This is a genomic window from Burkholderia seminalis (assembly GCF_001718535.1).
GTDB classification, from domain to species: Bacteria; Pseudomonadota; Gammaproteobacteria; order Burkholderiales; family Burkholderiaceae; genus Burkholderia; species Burkholderia seminalis.
The window spans coordinates 739,965-757,042 of sequence record NZ_CP013399.1 but is presented as its reverse complement, the minus strand read 5'-3'; the positions used below and the strand labels follow the sequence as shown (position 1 = coordinate 757,042).

Here is a 17,078-nt window from a genome sequence, read left to right as displayed (position 1 = left end):
AACGTCTCAGACCCATGCCTGCTGGTTCGCATCCAGCCGGAAGAACGACACTGCATGGTTCAGCTGTCGCCCTTGGTCTTCCAGTGATTTCGACGCCGCGGCCGCTTCCTCCACCAGCGCGGAGTTCTGCTGCGTGACATCGTCCATCTGTGTGATGGCCTGATTGACTTGCTCGATACCCCGGCTTTGTTCGGTCGATGCCGCGGCGATTTCGCTCATGATGTCGGTGACGCGAGCGACCGACTGCGTGACCTCGGTCATCGTTTTTCCCGCTTCACTCGCAAGGGACGAGCCGTCCTGGATCTTCTGCACGGATGCATTGATCAGATCCTTGATCTCCTTCGCGGCGATGGACGATCGCTGCGCGAGACTGCGCACCTCGCTTGCGACCACGGCGAACCCACGCCCCTGCTCGCCCGCGCGGGCCGCCTCCACCGCGGCATTGAGCGCGAGGATATTCGTCTGGAAAGCAATGCCCTCGATGATCCCCGTGATCTCGGCAATCTTGCTGGAACTTGCGCTGATATCGCCCATCGTGTCGACCACGCGGCTGACGACATGATTGCCGCGCCCTGCCACTTCCGACGCTTTGGCAGAAAGTGAGCTTGCCTGCTGCGCGTTCTCGGCATTCTGCCTGACGGTCGACGTGAGTTCCTCCATGCTCGCGGCCGTTTCTTGCAGGGAAGCCGCCTGCTGCTCGGTGCGCGCGGAAAGATCGACGTTACCCGACGCAATCTGGCTCGAACCGGTGGCGATGCCGTCCGCTGACGTGCGGACTTGACCAATCAGGCGCACGAGGCTCGCCTGCATCTCACCCATCGACGCGAGCACGCTGCCCGCGGGCGCGGCTTGCGCACCGGGTACCGGGCCCAGATCTCCGCCGGCCACGCGTTGGGCCACCTTGCCCAGAGCGGCAGGCTCGGCACCAAGCGCACGCAACACACCCCGTGTAATGACGACGCCGGCCAGCACTGCGATTGCAACCGCGACAAAACAGATGATGATCAGCACGGCTCGTTGGGTCGAAAACTGTTCGCCCGCCTCCTGCACCATCTGCGCTGCGTGCTGACGCGTGAAGTCCGCATAGTCGTTGGACGCCTTGATCAGCGCCGACAGCAGCGGTCTGCATTTCGTATTGATTTCAGCGATCGCTGCATCACGCTGGTTGCTCACTGCCAACCGGTCGATGTCCAAGGCCACCGGGCGGTAGAGCGCTTCGATCCGCGGGAGTTCAGCCGCCAGACTGCGCCCCTTGTCGCTTAGGTCGGAAGCGCTGGCCACCATTGCATTGAACTTCTCGAGGTTGGACTCGACGCGTCGTTCGGCGTCGATCACGGCGGCTTTTTCCAGTTCGACGTCGGCCGGTGTCGTCACCAATACGAGGTTGCGCACTGCCATCGCCCGATCGTCGACTGCGGTACGTACGGCTTCGGCCAAGTCGGCACGTGCATTGACGCCGCCGATATATCCGGCGAAGCGGCTGTTGGCCTCGTTCAATTCCTTGAGGGACAGTCCGGAGACGACCAGCACGATGACTGCCAGTATCCCGAACGCTCCGGAGAGCTTCGTCTTGACCGGCAGGTTGTTCAGATTCATGTCTTCTACTCCAGGGGCAACAAGGCCGGACGATAAAGAGCAGTCCTTGCGATGTTGGATAATTGAAAGGTGCGCGCGGCAATTGCGACAGGCTCACGAGAACGCGCCTGTATCTGCTTTACGGCGGCACGGTCGGGCGCTGAAGTGCGACGGAGCTCGTTTGGCATTCGCAAACGTTGGCGACGCATTAAAAAATTTTTTATGACGGAAAGGCGTAAGTCTCGTGACACCACGTTCGTTCACGTGCCGCCAAAACCGCCGTGTTGGCTCTTTGCCTCAGTCGCGGCGCTGTTCGCCCACGCTGCGCCCGAATACAGAACGGCCGATATGAAAGCCAGCAACAGTGGACGCTTGCGGCAAAGAGTTCATTTCACGGTTGTTTCTCGAAGTGGAGGGGCAACGGAGCCGACTCTAGGATCGATCGACTTACTCGTTACTTACTCACCCGGAAACAGCGAATCGACGGAGACACGGCGCTCGTGCCTCGCGGAAGGCGGGCTCGGCAGGCAGCCGCCCCGCGCGCGTCGCGCCGAAGCCGAAGCCGAAGCCGAATGCGAACGGCGGCAAGGCCCGCGGGATGATCGCGGCCGCCGTCATCACGATGGCGCGCGTGCTTCATGCAAGCATCCGCGAGCACTTCCCCCGCGGTATCGGCCTTGGTTGAAGATTGCGGATCATGTCAGTGTCGGGTAAGCCATGCACGCTCAGCATGACGATCACGTCTATCCCGCGGAGAACCTGCGCGTCATGAAACCCGGCACCGCAGCGGCGCCGCGCGCAAACATCGTGCTCTTCTCGGTTTCGACGGGCATGGCCAGCCTCCCCTGCCTGAGCGTCGGCCTGCTGTTCGGCGTGCCCGAAAGCGGTGCACCCGCGTTGCTCTATCAGGGCGGCACCTTCACCGTGGCGCTTCTGGTGATGATGCTGCTGCGGCGGTGGGCACTGCGAGCGTTCGATGCCGCCGTGGCGGAGCACAAGATCGACTTGAGCGAAAACCCCGGCGTCAACGTGCTGATCGCCGACGACTGCCGCCGTGCGTGGCTGGTCCAGTTGCACCTCGGGCTGCATGGTCGCCAATGTGGCGACTGATTTCGTCCGGCGAACCAGCGGCGACTCCCGTTCATCCCGACTTGCAGGTCTCACGCCACGGAATGCGGCCTGAGGGGGGCCGAATCATTCAAGGCACGGGAACCGTCGTGGAAACGCTCGGGCATTGTCTGCTCGTCGGATTGCCGCGGCATCCCGTGCTCGTCAGCGTGGTTGGCACACCGATCATCGATCTGCTCACCCGGCACACGCTTGACAAGGCGATCGATCGCGCGATCAGGCTCGCCGCGACGACCGCGTACGAGACTGTCCGCGAAGTACCTACAGCCTGGCCGGCGGCTGCAGGATGGCACGCGGAATCAGCGCGATCAGCACGCAGCTGACCAGCAGGCAGGTGCCCAGCGCATAGGTGCCGTTGTTGATGTTGCCGGTCATTTCCTTGGCGATGCCGGTAATCATCGAGCCCGTGAAGCCGGACAGGTTGCCCACCGAGTTAATCAGCGCAATGCCCGCGGCCGCGGCCGTGCCGGACAGGATCTGGCCGGGGAAGGTCCAGTAAATCGGCATCAGCGCCAGAATGCCGCAGGTGGCGATGGTCAGGAACAGTATCGACAACGCCACGTGCTGCGCGCACGCCGCGCTCATGATCAGGCCGACGCCGCCGATCAGCGCGGGAATCGCCGCGTGCAGGCGGCGTTCGCCGGTCTTGCGCGAGTGCGATGCATTCCACACCATCGCGAAGATCGCCGTCAGATACGGAATGGCGGTAAGCAGACCGATATGCAGCGGGCTCTGCACGCCCGACGCGCGAATGATCGACGGCAGCCAGAACGCCAGTCCGTAGAAGCCGGTATTGAAGGTGAGCAGGATGAAGGTCAGCAGCCAGACGCGCGGGCTGCGCAGCGCGGCGCCGATGCTGTGCGACTTGTGCGCGGCCTCGGATTCGAGGTTGCGCGACAGCACGGCCTTTTCGTCGGCGGACAACCACTTCGCCGACTGCGGGCCGTCGCCGAGGCAGGCCAGCACGATGAACGCCACCACGATCGACGGCAGCCCTTCCAGCAGCAGCATCCATTGCCAGCCGCTCATGCCCGCCAGGCCATGCGTCTGCTCCATCAGCCAGCCGGACACCACACTGCCGAGCGTCAGGCTCAGCGGGATCGCCACCAGAAAGCCGGACATGGCCACGCTCTGGCGGCGCGCCGGAAACCAGTAGTTCATGTACAGGATCACGCCGGGGAAAAAGCCGGCTTCGCACAGGCCCAGCAGGAAGCGCAACGTGTAGAACATCGTGGACGTCTGCACGTGGAAGAACTGCGCAAGCGGCACGATGAAGGCCATCGACGACGACACGATGCCCCAGGTGATCATGATCCGCGCAATCCAGAAGCGCGCGCCGTAGCGGTGCAGCAGCAGGTTGCTGGGTATCTCGAACAGAAAGTAGCCCCAGAAGAATATGCTGGCGCCGAACGCGTAGACGCCATCGCTCAGGCTCAGGTCGTCGAGCATCTGCAGCTTGGCGAAGCCCACGTTGACGCGGTCCAGGTACGCCACGACGTAGCACAGCAGCAGCAATGGCAGAACGCGCCGCATGACCTTGCGATATAGGGCGTCTTCCGAAGAGGCGGCCGCGGCCGGTGCGACAGCGGTCTGCGTAATGGACGGCATCGGTTTGTCTCCTGATTGTGTAGGTCTTCTTCGTACCTGCGAGTTCGATGATGCGTGGATGTTACCGATAACAATTCGTCGCAAAAAAAACGCCGACGCGGCAACGGGAACCATCGGCGATCTGATACCGGTAACATAACCAAGTTAGCATGTCGGGACAGGCGAGTTCAAGTGCTGGTGAACGGGGAGTTTCCCTAGTGGAGCCACGGTCGCAACGGACGCCGGCGGCCTGCACGGTATTTCGCACCGGTATGATGTAGCCTTGACTGATTTCTCTCCCGGATCGCCATTCCGATGCCCAGCCCCACCGCCGTCCGGCCTGCCGGACCGCCCCGCATGTCCGACGTAGCGCGCCTGGCCGGCGTATCGAAGATGACGGTGTCGCGCGTGCTCGCCGGCCACAGCGTGGCTGCCGAAACGCGCGCGCGGGTCTGCAAGGCCATCGACCAGCTCGGCTACGTGGCCGACGCGGCCGCGGGTGCGCTGTCGTCGGGGCGCTCGGCGTTCGTCGCGGTGCTCGTGCCGTCGCTGTCGAGTTCCAACTTCTCCGACACCGTGCGCGGCCTCACCGATGCGCTCGAACCGCATGGTCTGCAACTGCTGCTCGGCGACACCGACTACGACCTGGAACGTGAAGAACGGCTGGTGCGCTCCATGCTGCGTCACCAGCCGCGCTGCATCGCGCTGACCGGTGCGCAGCACACCGATGCGACGCGCCAGGTGCTGCAACGCTCGGCCATTCCCGTCGTCGAAATGTGGGACCTGCCCACGCATCCCATCGACACCGCCGTGGGCTTCTCCAACGTGCGGGCCGCGCGTGCGATGGTGCGGCATCTGGCGGAGCGCGGCTACCAGCGCATCGGTTTTCTCGGCGGCGCCAGCGAACTGGATCGCCGCGGCCTGGACCGGCTCAAGGGGTATCAGGCGGAGATCAAGGCGCTGGGACTCGGTGAGCCGCGCATCGTGCGGCTCGGCGAATCACCGATCACCATGAGCCACGGTGGGCCTGCGATGGCCGCCCTGCTGGAGACGTGGCCCGACACCGACGCGGTGATGTGCGTGAGCGACATGTCGGCGTTCGGTGCAATCATGGAATGCCATCGGCGCGGGCTGTCCGTGCCCGCGGACATGGCCGTGGCCGGCTTCGGGAACTTCGAGGTGGCCGCATGCTGCCACCCGAGCATTACCACGGTGTCGGTCGACGCGTACGGCATCGGCCTGCGCACGGGCGAAGCGTTGCTGGCCGCATTGCAAGCTCGCGATGGCGGCGAGCGGAGCGCGTCGCAACGCATCCGGATCGACTACACGATCGTCGCACGGGAAAGCGCGTAACTGGCCGAAAGCACAGGCTGGCCGGCTCGTGCGGGAACAGCTGCGTATCGAGGCGCGGCGGTAGTGCGACGTGCGAGACCGCATACACACCCTGCCGATCACGCGCACCTGCGCCGCATCGGAGAGCAGCGCTTGCGAGGATCGACGCGTATCGGCGCACGCCATTCACCGCCCCGGAAACCCGCGCCCGTGCGTCGCACGATCTCCATTGCCTGCATCATTCGCTCGAGAATCCCCTTACGCAACGCGAAAACCCCGTGCTAACATCGACGTCATGTTACCGGTAACTATCCGGCACGCAAAACCAAGCAAATCCTTCGGAGACAGCCTGCCATGACCCAAGCCCCTCGCCGTCTGCGCAGCCAGGAGTGGTTCGACGACCCCGCGCATGCGGACATGACCGCGCTCTATGTCGAGCGCTTCATGAACTATGGGCTCACGCGCGAGGAGCTGCAGTCGGGACGTCCCGTCATCGGCATCGCGCAGACGGGCAGTGACCTGGCGCCGTGCAACCGCCACCACCTCGAGCTGGCCGAACGCACCAAGGCAGGCATCCGCGACGCGGGCGGCATTCCGATGGAGTTCCCCGTCCATCCGCTGGCCGAGCAGAGCCGCCGGCCCACCGCCGCGCTCGACCGCAACCTCGCCTACCTGGGGCTCGTGGAAGTACTGCATGGCTTTCCGCTGGACGGCGTGGTCCTCACGACCGGATGCGACAAGACCACGCCCGCCTGCCTGATGGCGGCGGCCACCGTGGACATGCCCGCGATCGTCCTGTCGGGCGGACCGATGCTCGATGGCTGGCACGCAGGCAAGCGGGTCGGATCGGGCACCGTGATCTGGCACGCCCGCAATCTGCTGGCTGCCGGCGATATCGACTACGAAGGCTTCATGCAGCTGACCACCGCATCGTCGCCGTCGATCGGCCACTGCAATACCATGGGTACGGCGCTGTCGATGAATAGCCTGGCCGAGGCGCTCGGCATGTCGCTGCCGGGGTGTGCGAGCATCCCCGCCGCCTATCGCGAACGCGGTCAGATGGCTTACGCCACCGGCAAGCGCGCCGTCGAGCTCGTGCGCGAAGATCTGCGCCCGTCGCGGATCATGACGCGCGCGGCGTTCGAGAATGCCATCGTGGTCGCCTCCGCGCTCGGCGCATCGACCAACTGCCCGCCACACCTGATCGCGATTGCGCGGCATATGGGCGTGGAACTGAGCCTCGATGACTGGCAGCGCTTCGGCGAATCCGTGCCGCTGCTTGTCAACTGCATGCCGGCCGGCGAATACCTGGGGGAGAGCTTCCATCGCGCCGGCGGCGTGCCCGCCGTGCTGCGCCAGCTCGATTCGGCCGGTCTGCTGCGGCGCGACTGCCTGACCGTGTCCGGCCGCGCGATCGGCGAGATCGCCGACGCGGCGCAGGACGCCGATCGCGACGTGATCCGTACGCCCGAAGCGCCGCTCAAACACGGCGCCGGCTTCATGGTGCTGTCAGGCAATTTCTTCGACAGCGCCATCATGAAGATGTCGGTGATCGGCGAAGCCTTCCGTCAAACCTACCTTGCCGAGCCGGGCGCGGAGAACACCTTCGAGGCACGCGCGATCGTCTTCGACGGCCCCGAGGACTATCACGCCCGCATCAACGACCCGCAGCTGAACATCGACGAGCGCTGCATCCTGGTGATCCGGGGCTGCGGTACGGTCGGCTATCCGGGCAGTTCGGAAGTCGTGAACATGGCCCCGCCTGCCGACCTCGTGAAGCGCGGCGTGACGTCGCTGCCATGCCTGGGCGACGGACGCCAGAGCGGCACGTCGGCCAGCCCGTCGATCCTGAACGTGTCGCCGGAGGCTGCGGTCGGCGGTGGCCTGGCCCTGCTGCGCACGAACGACCGCGTCCGCGTGGATCTGAATCGCCGCAGCGTCGACGTGCTCGTCGACGAAGAGGAACTCGCACGCCGCCGCGAAACTGCTCGCTTCACCGTACCGCAGGCGCAGACGCCCTGGCAGGAACTCTATCGCCGGTTCGTGGGCCAGTTGTCCACCGGCGGCTGCCTCGAACCGGCCACGCTGTACCTGAAGGTCATCGAGCAGCGCGGTAACCCGCGCCACTCCCACTGATCTCGTTGATCCCGCCGATCCAACCGTCTACGACTCCCACCGAGCTGACCATGCGTACACTTTCCGTTTCCGACTGCCTGCCGCACGACCTCGCACACGCGCTGCTGATCGGCCGCGTCTGGCGGCACGATGGCGCCCACGCGGGCCCGAGCGTCGTTGCCGTGCGCGGCGGCGAGATGTTCGACATCACGCGCACCGTGCCGACCACCGCGGACCTGTTCGACTGCCCCGACGCAGTCGCCATCGCGCGCGCGGCCCCCGGCGAATCGCTGGGCCGCGTCGAGCCGCTGCTGCAGGCGGCACTGGACGGCACGTCCGGCGCCACGCACCTGCTCGCACCGTGCGACGTGCAGGCCATCAAGGCTTGCGGCGTCACCTTCGCCGTCAGCCTGATCGAACGCGTCATCGAGGAACAAGCCGGCGGCGATCCGGCCAAGGCGCGGGACGTGCGCGACACCCTGGCCGCGACCATCGGCACCGATCTGTCGAGGATCGTTCCCGGTTCGGAAGCCGCCCTGCGCCTGAAGGCCGAACTCGAGCGCCGCGGCGCGTGGTCGCCATACATGGAAGTCGGAATCGGCCCGGACGCCGAGGTGTTCTCCAAATCGCAGCCGATGTCCGCGGTGGGCTTCGGCGCGGAGGTGGGCCTGCTGCCCGTGTCGGTGTGGAACAACCCGGAGCCCGAGATCGTGCTCGCGGTCAGCAGCGCCGGCGCGCCGGTCGGCGCCACGCTCGGCAACGACGTGAACCTGCGCGACATCGAAGGCCGCTCGGCGCTGTTGCTTGGCAAGTGCAAGGACAACAACGGCTCGTGCGCGATCGGCCCGTTCGTGCGGCTGTTCGACGACGGCTTCACGCTGGACAGCGTGCGGCAGGCCAGCGTGTCGCTGCGCGTCGAAGGCGCGGACGACGGTTTCGTCCTCGACGGCATCAGCCACATGCGCGAGATCAGCCGCGACCCTGCCGACCTCGTCGCGCAAACCTGCGGCGCGCATCACCAGTATCCGGACGGCTTCATGCTGTTCCTGGGCACGATGTTCTCGCCGATTCAGGACCGCGACGCGCCCGGCGGCGGGTTCACGCATCACCTGGGCGATCGCGTCACCATCTCGACGCCCACGCTCGGCGCACTCGTCAATACCGTACAGCTTTGCACGACGATTGCCCCCTGGACCTTCGGCGTGCGCGCCCTGTACGCCAATCTGGCCGCACGCGGCCTGCTCGGCGCCTGACGCAGCGAAACTCGACGGCGCGCGACCGCGCGAAAGCGTACGCGAACCCGATCGACGGGCAGCGGGGCAACGGCAAGACCGCGGCCCCGCCACCTCGGTGCGCGGCGCCCGGTCGCGGTCGGCCCCGACAAGTCAGCACCGCGTCCCTACCGCCCCAGGACCCGCTCCACCAACCTCACGAAATAACTCGCCCCCACCGGCAGCAACGCATCGTTGAAGTCGTAACTGGCGTTATGCAGCAGGCAAGGCCCGCCGCCGTGCCCATGCACGCGATGATCGCCCGCGCCATTCCCGAGGAATGCATAACAACCCGGCTTCTCGCGCAGCATGAACGAGAAATCCTCCGCCGCCATGGTCGGATCGACGGCGGCGTTCACATGCGCGTCGCCCACCAGTTCACGCATCACCGCCACCGCCACCGCCGTCTGCTCGGCATCGTTCACGGTAGCCGGATACTGGCGCTGGAAATCCACCTCGCTTTCGCAATCGAAGGCCGCGGCCGTCGCAGCCACCACGGCGCGCATGCGCGTTTCGATCAGGTCGAGCGTCGCATCGGAGAAGGTCCGCACCGTGCCGCCGAGCCAGGCGTCGGTCGGCACCACGTTCATCGCCTCGCCCGCATGCACCTGGGTGACCGACAGCACCGCGCCGTCGACCGGATTTCGGTTGCGCGTGACGATTCCCTGCAGCGCGCTCAGCACCTGCCCCGCCGCGAACACCGGATCGCGGCCCAGGTGCGGCATGGCCGCGTGGCAGCCGGCACCGCGCAAGTTGATCCGGAACAGGCTGGTCGAGGCCATCAGCGGCCCCGGCCGCACCGCGAAATCGCCCGCCGCGATGCCGGGCCAGTTGTGCAGCCCGAACACGGCATCCACCGGGAAACGCTCGAACAGGCCGTCCTCGATCATCGCGCGCGCGCCGCCGCCCGCCTCCTCGGCCGGCTGGAAAAACAGCTGCACGGTGCCGTCGAACTCGCCATGCCGCGCCAGATGGCGCGCGGCCCCCAGTAGCATGGCGGTGTGCCCGTCGTGGCCGCAGGCATGCATCGCGCCGGGCACCGTCGAACGATGCGCGAAGGTGTTGGCCTCCTGCACGGGCAGCGCATCCATGTCGGCGCGCAGGCCGATCGCGCGCGCGCTGCCGCCGCGCTTCAAGGTGCCGACCACGCCGGTGCGGCCGACACCGCGCGTGACGGCATAACCCCATTGCTCGAGCCGCTCGGCGACGAGTTCGGCGGTGCGGAACACGTCGTAGCCCACCTCGGGATGGGCATGGATGTCGCGGCGTATCGCCGTGAGTTCGTCAGTATGCGCGACGATGGAATCGATCAATTTCATGCAGATGGGTACGTGCTTGTCGGTCGTCGCGGCGTGGCGGCGGGCTGGTCCATGGCGCCCGCCGCCACGCCGCGAGGCATCAGATATGGAACAGCTGCGCCACCAGGGTCGCGCCGATGAAGGTGCCGGCATTCGCCACGAAGGACACCAGCACGATACGCCAGCCGAGCCGGCGGAAGGCCGGGATGTCCTTGGCGATCGACAGCCCCGCGAACACCAGCATCGGCGTGGTCACCCCGAGGAAATCGTTGTGCGAGCCGAGCGCGGCGATCTGCGAAGCCCACGGGCACCACGGCGAGGTCAGGAACATCGCCACCACCGATACCCAGCAGACGGCCGGAATCCGTCGCCCCGTCACGCGCGCCAGCGCATCGCCGACGATCGTCGCGCACACCATGATCGCCATTCCCGGCAGTCCCACCAGCGGTGTGGTGCCGTGCGCGATCCAGTCGCACACCAGCGCCATCGCGGCCGTCACGATCCAGGCGAGCAGCTTGCCGCCGTAGCCGAGCGCGGGCGCCTCGGTCCGCACTTCGCCCAGCGACGGGCTGGCCGCCTCGGGCGGTGCCGAAGCCTTGGTGGTGCGGCCGATCAGCGGCTCCAGCACGCGATAGCCCCAGACCGCGAGCGGCAGCGAGATGAACAGCGTGAAGTAGGTACCGATGGTGGTGGTGATCAGGTTGCTGGCCGCGGCGAAGGCGAGCACCGATTTCGCCGTCTCCGGGTCCTGCTGCGCGGCGATCGCGCCCGAGGCGGCCGCCATCATGCTGCCCGAGCCGACGCCCGAGCCCATCGCCAGCGCAAGCGGATCGAAGATGCCGAGGCTGCTCACGAAACCCGCGAACACGGCGATGAACACCGCACCGAACACGGTGCCGGTCAGGTACTCGGCCAGCACGCCGCGGCCCTCGGCCGAATCCATGCCGTACTTCTCGCCGATGATCGCCAGGCTCGGCTCGCGGCCCACCGAGAAGGTCGCGCCGATCGCTTCGCGCTTGATGCCGAGCAGCAATGCGAGCGGCAGGCCGAGCAGGATGGTGCCGACGAAGTGGCCGAATTCCTGGAAGGCCAGCGCCCACCCCGCCGAAGCCAGCTTGGGCAGCGCGCTGCCCACCATCAGCCCGAGCTTGGAGACGAACAGCAGCAGCGCCGGCTGCAGGATCGCGGCCGCGAAGAACTGGTCCGGCACGCTCAGGCGCGCGCTGCTGTTCCAGCGCGCACTGGCCAGCCCCACCGCGGCGCCGAGCAGCAGCGCCCAGATCATCGGCAGCAGCACGACCTTGCCCGGTCCGAGCTTGAACGTGAACGAGCCGATCCATTCGGCGATCAGCAGGATGCCGGCCGCGTAAAGCAGGACCTTGGCGGTGGCCGCGCCGCCCAGCTCGCGGCGTTCGATACCCAGTGCGTGTTCCATGACGAATCTCCCCTTGAAGCCCGGCTGCCGTCGAATGCGGGCCGGTAGTTACAGATAACCGAACGCGGTGGGCGGCGCTTCGGCCGTCTCGACCCACACGCTCTTGGTCTGCGTGTATTCGTAGAGCGCCTCGACCCCGCTCGAGCGGCCGTAGCCGCTCATGCCGTAGCCGCCGAACGGGGAGGCCACGTTGATGGTCTTGTAGCCGTTGACCCAGAAGGTGCCGGCATTCACCTGCGCGGCCACGCGATGCGCGCGCGCCACGTCGGTGGTCCAGGCCGCGCCGGCCAGGCCGAAGTCGGTGTCGTTGGCGATCGCGATCGCCTCGTCCTCGGTGTCGAACGGGATGGCGGCCACCACCGGCCCGAAGATCTCGGTGCGCGCCACCTCCATCGCGTTCGACACGCCGGCCAGCACGGTGGGCGCCACGAAGTAGCCGCCGCGACCCGCCTCGACGCGCTCGGCCGAGCCGCTGGCGAGCGTGGCGCCCGCCGCCACGCCGCGCGCGATCATCGACATCACATGGTCGTACTGCTTGCGATTGTTGATCGGGCCCACCTCGGTCGCGTCGTCGAGCGGCGCGCCGACACGGATCTTCTTCGCGCCGGCAGCCACCATCGCAACGAATTCGTCGTAGACGGCGCGCTGCACCAGCAGGCGAGAGCCGGCCACGCAACTCTGGCCCGCGCCGGCGAATATCGCCGCCTGCGCGGTCAGCGCGGCGCGCTTGAGGTCGGCATCGGCGAACACGATATTGGCCGACTTGCCGCCCAGTTCCAGCACGCAGGGCAGCACACGGCGCGCGGCGGCCTCGGCGATGCGCGCGCCGGTGGCCGGCGAGCCGACGAACACCACCTTGCTCACCACGCGATGCGCGATCGCGGCCTGCCCGACGGTGTGACCGAAACCGGCCAGCACGTTGACCAGACCGCGCGGCAGCCCGGCCCGCTCGCCGAGCCGGGCAACCGCCAGCGAGGTGAAGGGCGTCAGTTCCGACGGCTTGAGCAGCACGCCATTGCCCATCGCCACCGCGGGCGCCACTTGCCAGCCGCAGGTGAACACCGGCGCGTTCCAGGGCGTGATCTGCAGCACGACACCGGCCGGCTCGCGGCGCGTGTAGTTGAGGTGCGAGGTCGGCACCGGGATCACGCTGCCGTAGAACTTGTCGGTCCAGCCCGCGTAGTACTCGAACATCTCGGCGACCTTCGCCACCTCGCCGCGACAGTCGCGGATCGGCTTGCCCGAGCCCAGCGCCTCCAGCCGCGCGATCGCCTCGGCCTCGGCGCGGATCGCACGCGCCACCTCCTGCATCACGCGACCGCGCGCGGCATGCGTGAGCGCCCACCATTCGCGCTGCGCGCGGCGCGCGCTTTCGGCGGCATGGTCGATCACGGCCGCGCCGGCGTCGCGATAGGCGAGCGTGGCCTCGCCCGTCGCCGCATCGTAAAGCTGGATCGTGTCGCCCTGGCCGGCGACGAGTTCGCCGTCGATATACGAGCCGATCGTGGCGGCACCGGGGAAGAAATGCGCGAAGGCGGCGAGCAACTGGTCTGCGTGCTGGGTCATGTCAGGTTTCCGTATAGGGGTCGAGCGGGATCGCGGCACGGGCTGCCCGGCCTCAGGCAGGGTCGACGAAGTCGACGATGCGGTTGAAGTCCTCGCCGTCGGCGACGGCCACCTCGCTGGCGGCCCACACACGCGCCGCCTCGCGCGCCACCGGCGCGACGCTGTCGAACTGGTCGAGCAGGCCCAGCGCGAGCCGCACGTCCTTGCGCATCAGCTTCATGGTGAAACCGGAATCGAACTTGCCGTTGAAGATCCAGGTCGGGTAGTTGGTCAGCGTCGCGCTGTTGCGGCCGGAGCCGCCGTTGAGCGCCTCGACCAGCTTTTCCGGATCGACGCCGGCCGCGCGCGCGGTGCGCACCGCCTCGCTGGCGGCCAGCAGGTGCACGCCGGTCAGCAGATTGTTGAGCAGCTTGGTGACGTGGCCGGCGCCCACCGGGCCCACATGCACGCGCTTCGCGCTGATCGCCGCGAGGATCGGCTCGATGGCCGCGATGTCGCTGTCCGAGCCGCCCAGCACCATGGTCATGGTGGCGGTGGCCGCGCCCTTCGGGCCGCCGCTCACCGGGCCGTCGACGAAGCCGATGCCGCGCTCGGCCAGGGCCGCCGCCACGCGCCGCGTGCTGTCCGGATCGGCCGTGGTGGTATCGATCACGATGCTGCCCGGCCTGGCGTTCTCGAGCACGCCGCCCGCGCCCAGCACCACCGCCTCGACCACCGCCGAGGTCGGCAGCGACAGCAGCAGCACGTCGGCATCGCGCGCGATCTCGGCCACCGAATCGCGCGCCGACAGCACCGCCTGCCCGGCCAGCGCGAGCGCCACGCCGGGCGCCGCGTCGTAGCCGAGCACCGTGTAGCCGCCGCGCCGCAGCGAACCCGCCATGCCGCGCCCCATGTTGCCCAGACCGATCACGCCCACCGTTTTCATCCGACGACTCCTGATAGCTGTTGGTTCGAGGCCGGCGCGCCAGCGTGCGCCCGCCTTGCATGGCCACGATGTTCGGTCCGGCGACCCGTATAATCAATCAACGCCAATATTGATATTGTTCTCTTTTTTAGAACACCTGGATCATGAGCGACACCCTTACCGACAGCCGGATCGTCTATTTCTACGAGGCCGTGCGCTGCGGCACGATCCGCGCCGCGGCCGACTGGCTCGACGTGGCGCCCTCGGCCGTGAGCCGCCAGATCGGGCTGCTCGAGAAGGAGCTCGACGCCACCCTGGTGGAGCGCCACGCGCGCGGCGTGACGCCCACCGAGGCGGGACGCTGCGTGATCGAGTATTTCCGCGAGCAGCTCGCGCACCGCGACGACCTGCTCTCGCGCCTGCAGGAACTGCGCGGCCTCAAGACCGGCGAGGTCAGCCTGGTGCTCGGCGAGGGCTTCGTCTCGGACCTGTTGGCCGGGCCGATGCAGCAGTTCTGCCGGCAGTTCCCCGGGATCCGCGTCAACCTCGACGTGGGCAGCACCAACGACGTGATCCGCAAGATCTCGAACGACGAGGGCGAGATCGGCCTGGTCTACAACCCACCCGCCGAGCCCAAGCTGGTGTCGCGCGCCTCGAAGCGGCAGCCGATGATGGCGATCGTCGGCCCCGACTTTCCGCGCCGCACCCACAAGGTACTGACGGTGCAGCAGCTCGCCACCTACCCGCTGGCGGCCACGCACCCGTCCTACGGCACGCGGCAGATGATGGAGGCCGTGGAGTACGCCGAGCGCGTGCGGCTCGGACCGGTCGTCACCACCAATTCCTTCGCAATCCTCAAGGAGTTCGTGAAATCGGGACTCGGCATCTCGGTGATGCCCGCCTTCGCGGTGGCGGCCGAGCTGCAAGCCAAGGAGCTGTTCGCGATCGAGATCGCGCATCCGATCCTCGAGAACGCCGAGGCGCATATGGTCACGCGCGTGGGCCGCAAGCTCTCCGTGGCCGCCAACAAGATGCTGCAGATGATGATGGGGCAGATGCGGGCGTTCCGCTAGTTGTGCAGCGTCACGAGGTTGTTTCTCGACGCAGGAAGTCCGGCCATCGGCGCAACGCCGCCGCGGTTACAGGACATACGCGTCCCCGTCCGATTCGATCGGCAACCTGTCGCCCAGGCAGTTCGCCCGCGCGCACGGTGCCAAGCAGCGGGTTTTTACCTCGGACTCCACGCCGGTTCGAACAAAAATAGGGGTACGTCATCCCGGCCTCAATCGGGCCGGGGCTGAAAGGCGGCGACCTTGTTCCGGCCGGTTGCCTTCGCGTAGTACAGCGCCTCGTCCGCTGCCTTGATCACGGCGCCAGCCTCCCCTTCCTGCTCCGGTGTCCAGCTTGCCAGGCCAATACTGGCCGTGACGCGCCCGTATTCGCTGCCAGCATGCTCGAGCGCCAATTCATCGATGGCCGCACGAATGCGCTCGGCGATCTGCGCGGCGCCCGTTGGCGGCGTATCGGGCAACAGCACGACGAATTCTTCCCCACCGTAGCGAGCCGCGGTATCTGCCGGGCGGCGGATGTTGTCGCCGATGCAGCGGGCAACAGCCGCCAGCGCGTCGTCGCCCGCCTGATGGCCGTACGTGTCGTTGTACGCCTTGAAGCGGTCGACGTCGACAAACAGCAGGGAAAAAACGGAATGAGCGCGGCGGGCGCGGCGCCATTCGCGGTCCAGCACTTCCCCGAAGCTGCGCCGATTGTTCAAGCCAGTGAGCCCGTCCGTGCGTGCCAGGAGCACCAGTTCGGACTCCGCCCGCATACGACGCCGCAGTTGTGCGCCGAGCATGATCGACACGACGATAAAAGCGACGCCGAACGTGGCCACCAGCGCGCCGATCGTTACCGCGCGGTGCCGCCAGCCTGCATAGATGTCCTGTTCCGCCTCCGCGACCATGATGATCAGCGGCAGCTTCGGCAGGTGCTTGAAATAATAGAGACGACGCACCCCGTCGATCGACGCCGTTTCGGAAAAAGAGCCCTCCGATGCCGTCTGGAAGCGCCGGAATGTCGCGGCCTTGCTGATGTCGCGGCCGATGAGGTGCACGTCGTACGGGTAACGCATCACCAATATGCCGTCTTTGCCGATCAGGGACATCGAGCCGTGCTGCCCGAGCGACAGCCCGGCAAACAGCTGCCGGAAGTACTCGAGGTTGATCGCGATCAGCGCGACGCCGCCAAACGAGCCGTCGGGATTCGAGATTCGCCGCGACAGCACCATGCTGAGCAAACCGCCCCGCAACCGCGATGCGAATGGGTCACTGACGTAAAGCCCTGCATTGGGATTGTCGCGATGGACGGTGAAGTACTTGCGATCCGCAAAATTTCCCTGGCGCGGCACGTCGTTGGCGGAATCCAGGACGATGTTTCCGCCAGCGTCGAGCACCAGCATCGAGCCAAGAAATTGCGCTGTCATCGCATGATCGAACAGCACGGCGCGGCGCAGGCTCGCGGAAGAATTCATCACGTCCGTGCGCTGCAGACCGTGAAGCACCGCCTGCAGCGAAAGGTCGTAGAGTTCGACGTTGCGCTCGATGTCGCGTTCGGCCATCAGGCCCAGATTGCGGGAGGTTTCGCGGGCCCGGTCGAGTGCATCATTACGGCTCTGCAACAACTGCAGCACGCACAGGCCCATCAACGCGCAGGCGATCACGATACCTATGACGACGACAGTATAGGGAGCAGTCGACCTGAATTGCATTGAGGCCCTCGGAAGTGGTTTGGGCGCACGTGCGGGCGCGTTTCCCTCATAGTAAAAAACGGATGAGGGCACATCAAGCCCGCGATGACCCGGGTGGATCGCC

The 17,078-nt window shown here is 66.8% G+C and carries 12 protein-coding genes; 5 read left to right on the top strand and 7 right to left on the bottom strand.

Annotated elements, in window-relative coordinates:
• Nucleotides 1–6: 6 nt before the first annotated feature.
• The gene (locus WJ12_RS19165) at nt 7–1,596 is read right to left on the bottom strand and encodes a methyl-accepting chemotaxis protein (RefSeq protein WP_059562279.1); all 1,590 of its coding nucleotides are present in this window, start codon (nt 1,594–1,596) and stop codon (nt 7–9) included.
• 696 nt (nt 1,597–2,292) lie between these two features.
• Here WJ12_RS19165 and WJ12_RS19160 point away from each other — a divergent pair.
• On the top strand, nt 2,293–2,685 hold the full coding sequence (locus WJ12_RS19160) for a hypothetical protein (protein ID WP_034191984.1): 393 nt from the start codon (nt 2,293–2,295) through the stop codon (nt 2,683–2,685).
• A 279-nt stretch (nt 2,686–2,964) separates the two neighbouring features.
• Here WJ12_RS19160 and WJ12_RS19155 read toward each other — a convergent pair whose 3' ends face one another.
• Nucleotides 2,965–4,311, bottom strand: coding sequence for an MFS transporter (locus tag WJ12_RS19155; protein ID WP_034191985.1), 1,347 nt, complete (start codon nt 4,309–4,311; stop codon nt 2,965–2,967).
• A gap of 294 nt (nt 4,312–4,605) precedes the next feature.
• Here WJ12_RS19155 and WJ12_RS19150 point away from each other — a divergent pair, with 294 nt between their 5' ends.
• The 3 genes from WJ12_RS19150 (at nt 4,606) to WJ12_RS19140 (ending at nt 8,990) form a co-directional block, all read left to right on the top strand.
• Nucleotides 4,606–5,643: a LacI family DNA-binding transcriptional regulator gene (locus WJ12_RS19150; RefSeq protein ID WP_175026878.1), complete on the top strand. Its 1,038-nt coding sequence runs from the start codon at nt 4,606–4,608 to the stop codon at nt 5,641–5,643.
• A gap of 333 nt (nt 5,644–5,976) precedes the next feature.
• Entirely contained in the window at nt 5,977–7,758 is a 1,782-nt protein-coding gene (locus WJ12_RS19145; protein WP_034191987.1) for an IlvD/Edd family dehydratase, read from the top strand.
• A gap of 50 nt (nt 7,759–7,808) precedes the next feature.
• Entirely contained in the window at nt 7,809–8,990 is a 1,182-nt protein-coding gene (locus WJ12_RS19140) for a fumarylacetoacetate hydrolase family protein (RefSeq protein WP_059562275.1), read from the top strand.
• Nucleotides 8,991–9,136: 146 nt separating this feature from the next.
• Here the strand turns inward: WJ12_RS19140 and WJ12_RS19135 are convergent, their stop codons facing one another.
• The 4 genes from WJ12_RS19135 to WJ12_RS19120 form a co-directional block, all read right to left on the bottom strand.
• Nucleotides 9,137–10,327, bottom strand: coding sequence for a M20 aminoacylase family protein (locus WJ12_RS19135; RefSeq protein ID WP_034191989.1), 1,191 nt, complete (start codon nt 10,325–10,327; stop codon nt 9,137–9,139).
• 79 nt (nt 10,328–10,406) lie between these two features.
• Nucleotides 10,407–11,741: a DUF3100 domain-containing protein gene (locus WJ12_RS19130; protein ID WP_059562272.1), complete on the bottom strand. Its 1,335-nt coding sequence runs from the start codon at nt 11,739–11,741 to the stop codon at nt 10,407–10,409.
• Nucleotides 11,742–11,789: 48 nt separating this feature from the next.
• Nucleotides 11,790–13,307 carry an aldehyde dehydrogenase family protein gene (locus tag WJ12_RS19125; RefSeq protein ID WP_059562269.1) on the bottom strand — a complete coding sequence of 506 codons (1,518 nt, stop codon included), beginning with the start codon at nt 13,305–13,307 and terminating at the stop codon, nt 11,790–11,792.
• 52 nt (nt 13,308–13,359) lie between these two features.
• On the bottom strand, nt 13,360–14,232 hold the full coding sequence (locus tag WJ12_RS19120) for an NAD(P)-dependent oxidoreductase (protein WP_034191992.1): 873 nt from the start codon (nt 14,230–14,232) through the stop codon (nt 13,360–13,362).
• A 143-nt stretch (nt 14,233–14,375) separates the two neighbouring features.
• Here WJ12_RS19120 and WJ12_RS19115 point away from each other — a divergent pair, with 143 nt between their 5' ends.
• Nucleotides 14,376–15,284: a LysR family transcriptional regulator gene (locus WJ12_RS19115; protein WP_034191993.1), complete on the top strand. Its 909-nt coding sequence runs from the start codon at nt 14,376–14,378 to the stop codon at nt 15,282–15,284.
• Between the two features lie 209 nt (nt 15,285–15,493).
• On the opposite strand, the gene WJ12_RS19110 is transcribed toward WJ12_RS19115, so the two are convergent.
• Entirely contained in the window at nt 15,494–16,975 is a 1,482-nt protein-coding gene (locus WJ12_RS19110; RefSeq protein ID WP_059562266.1) for a sensor domain-containing diguanylate cyclase, read from the bottom strand.
• Between the last annotated feature and the right edge of the window lie 103 nt (nt 16,976–17,078).

Excerpts from the sequence above, each read along its gene's own strand:
- WJ12_RS19115 (WP_034191993.1), top strand. The coding sequence starts at position 14,376 with ATGAGCGACACCCTTACCGACAGCCGGATCGTCTATTTCTACGAGGCC.
- WJ12_RS19145 (WP_034191987.1), top strand. The coding sequence starts at position 5,977 with ATGACCCAAGCCCCTCGCCGTCTGCGCAGCCAGGAGTGGTTCGACGAC.
- WJ12_RS19160 (WP_034191984.1), top strand. The coding sequence starts at position 2,293 with ATGCACGCTCAGCATGACGATCACGTCTATCCCGCGGAGAACCTGCGC.
- WJ12_RS19120 (WP_034191992.1), bottom strand. The coding sequence starts at position 14,232 with ATGAAAACGGTGGGCGTGATCGGTCTGGGCAACATGGGGCGCGGCATG.
- WJ12_RS19125 (WP_059562269.1), bottom strand. The coding sequence starts at position 13,307 with ATGACCCAGCACGCAGACCAGTTGCTCGCCGCCTTCGCGCATTTCTTC.
- WJ12_RS19130 (WP_059562272.1), bottom strand. The coding sequence starts at position 11,741 with ATGGAACACGCACTGGGTATCGAACGCCGCGAGCTGGGCGGCGCGGCC.
- WJ12_RS19140 (WP_059562275.1), top strand. The coding sequence starts at position 7,809 with ATGCGTACACTTTCCGTTTCCGACTGCCTGCCGCACGACCTCGCACAC.
- WJ12_RS19150 (WP_175026878.1), top strand. The coding sequence starts at position 4,606 with ATGCCCAGCCCCACCGCCGTCCGGCCTGCCGGACCGCCCCGCATGTCC.
- WJ12_RS19110 (WP_059562266.1), bottom strand. The coding sequence starts at position 16,975 with ATGCAATTCAGGTCGACTGCTCCCTATACTGTCGTCGTCATAGGTATC.
- WJ12_RS19135 (WP_034191989.1), bottom strand. The coding sequence starts at position 10,327 with ATGAAATTGATCGATTCCATCGTCGCGCATACTGACGAACTCACGGCG.
- WJ12_RS19165 (WP_059562279.1), bottom strand. The coding sequence starts at position 1,596 with ATGAATCTGAACAACCTGCCGGTCAAGACGAAGCTCTCCGGAGCGTTC.
- WJ12_RS19155 (WP_034191985.1), bottom strand. The coding sequence starts at position 4,311 with ATGCCGTCCATTACGCAGACCGCTGTCGCACCGGCCGCGGCCGCCTCT.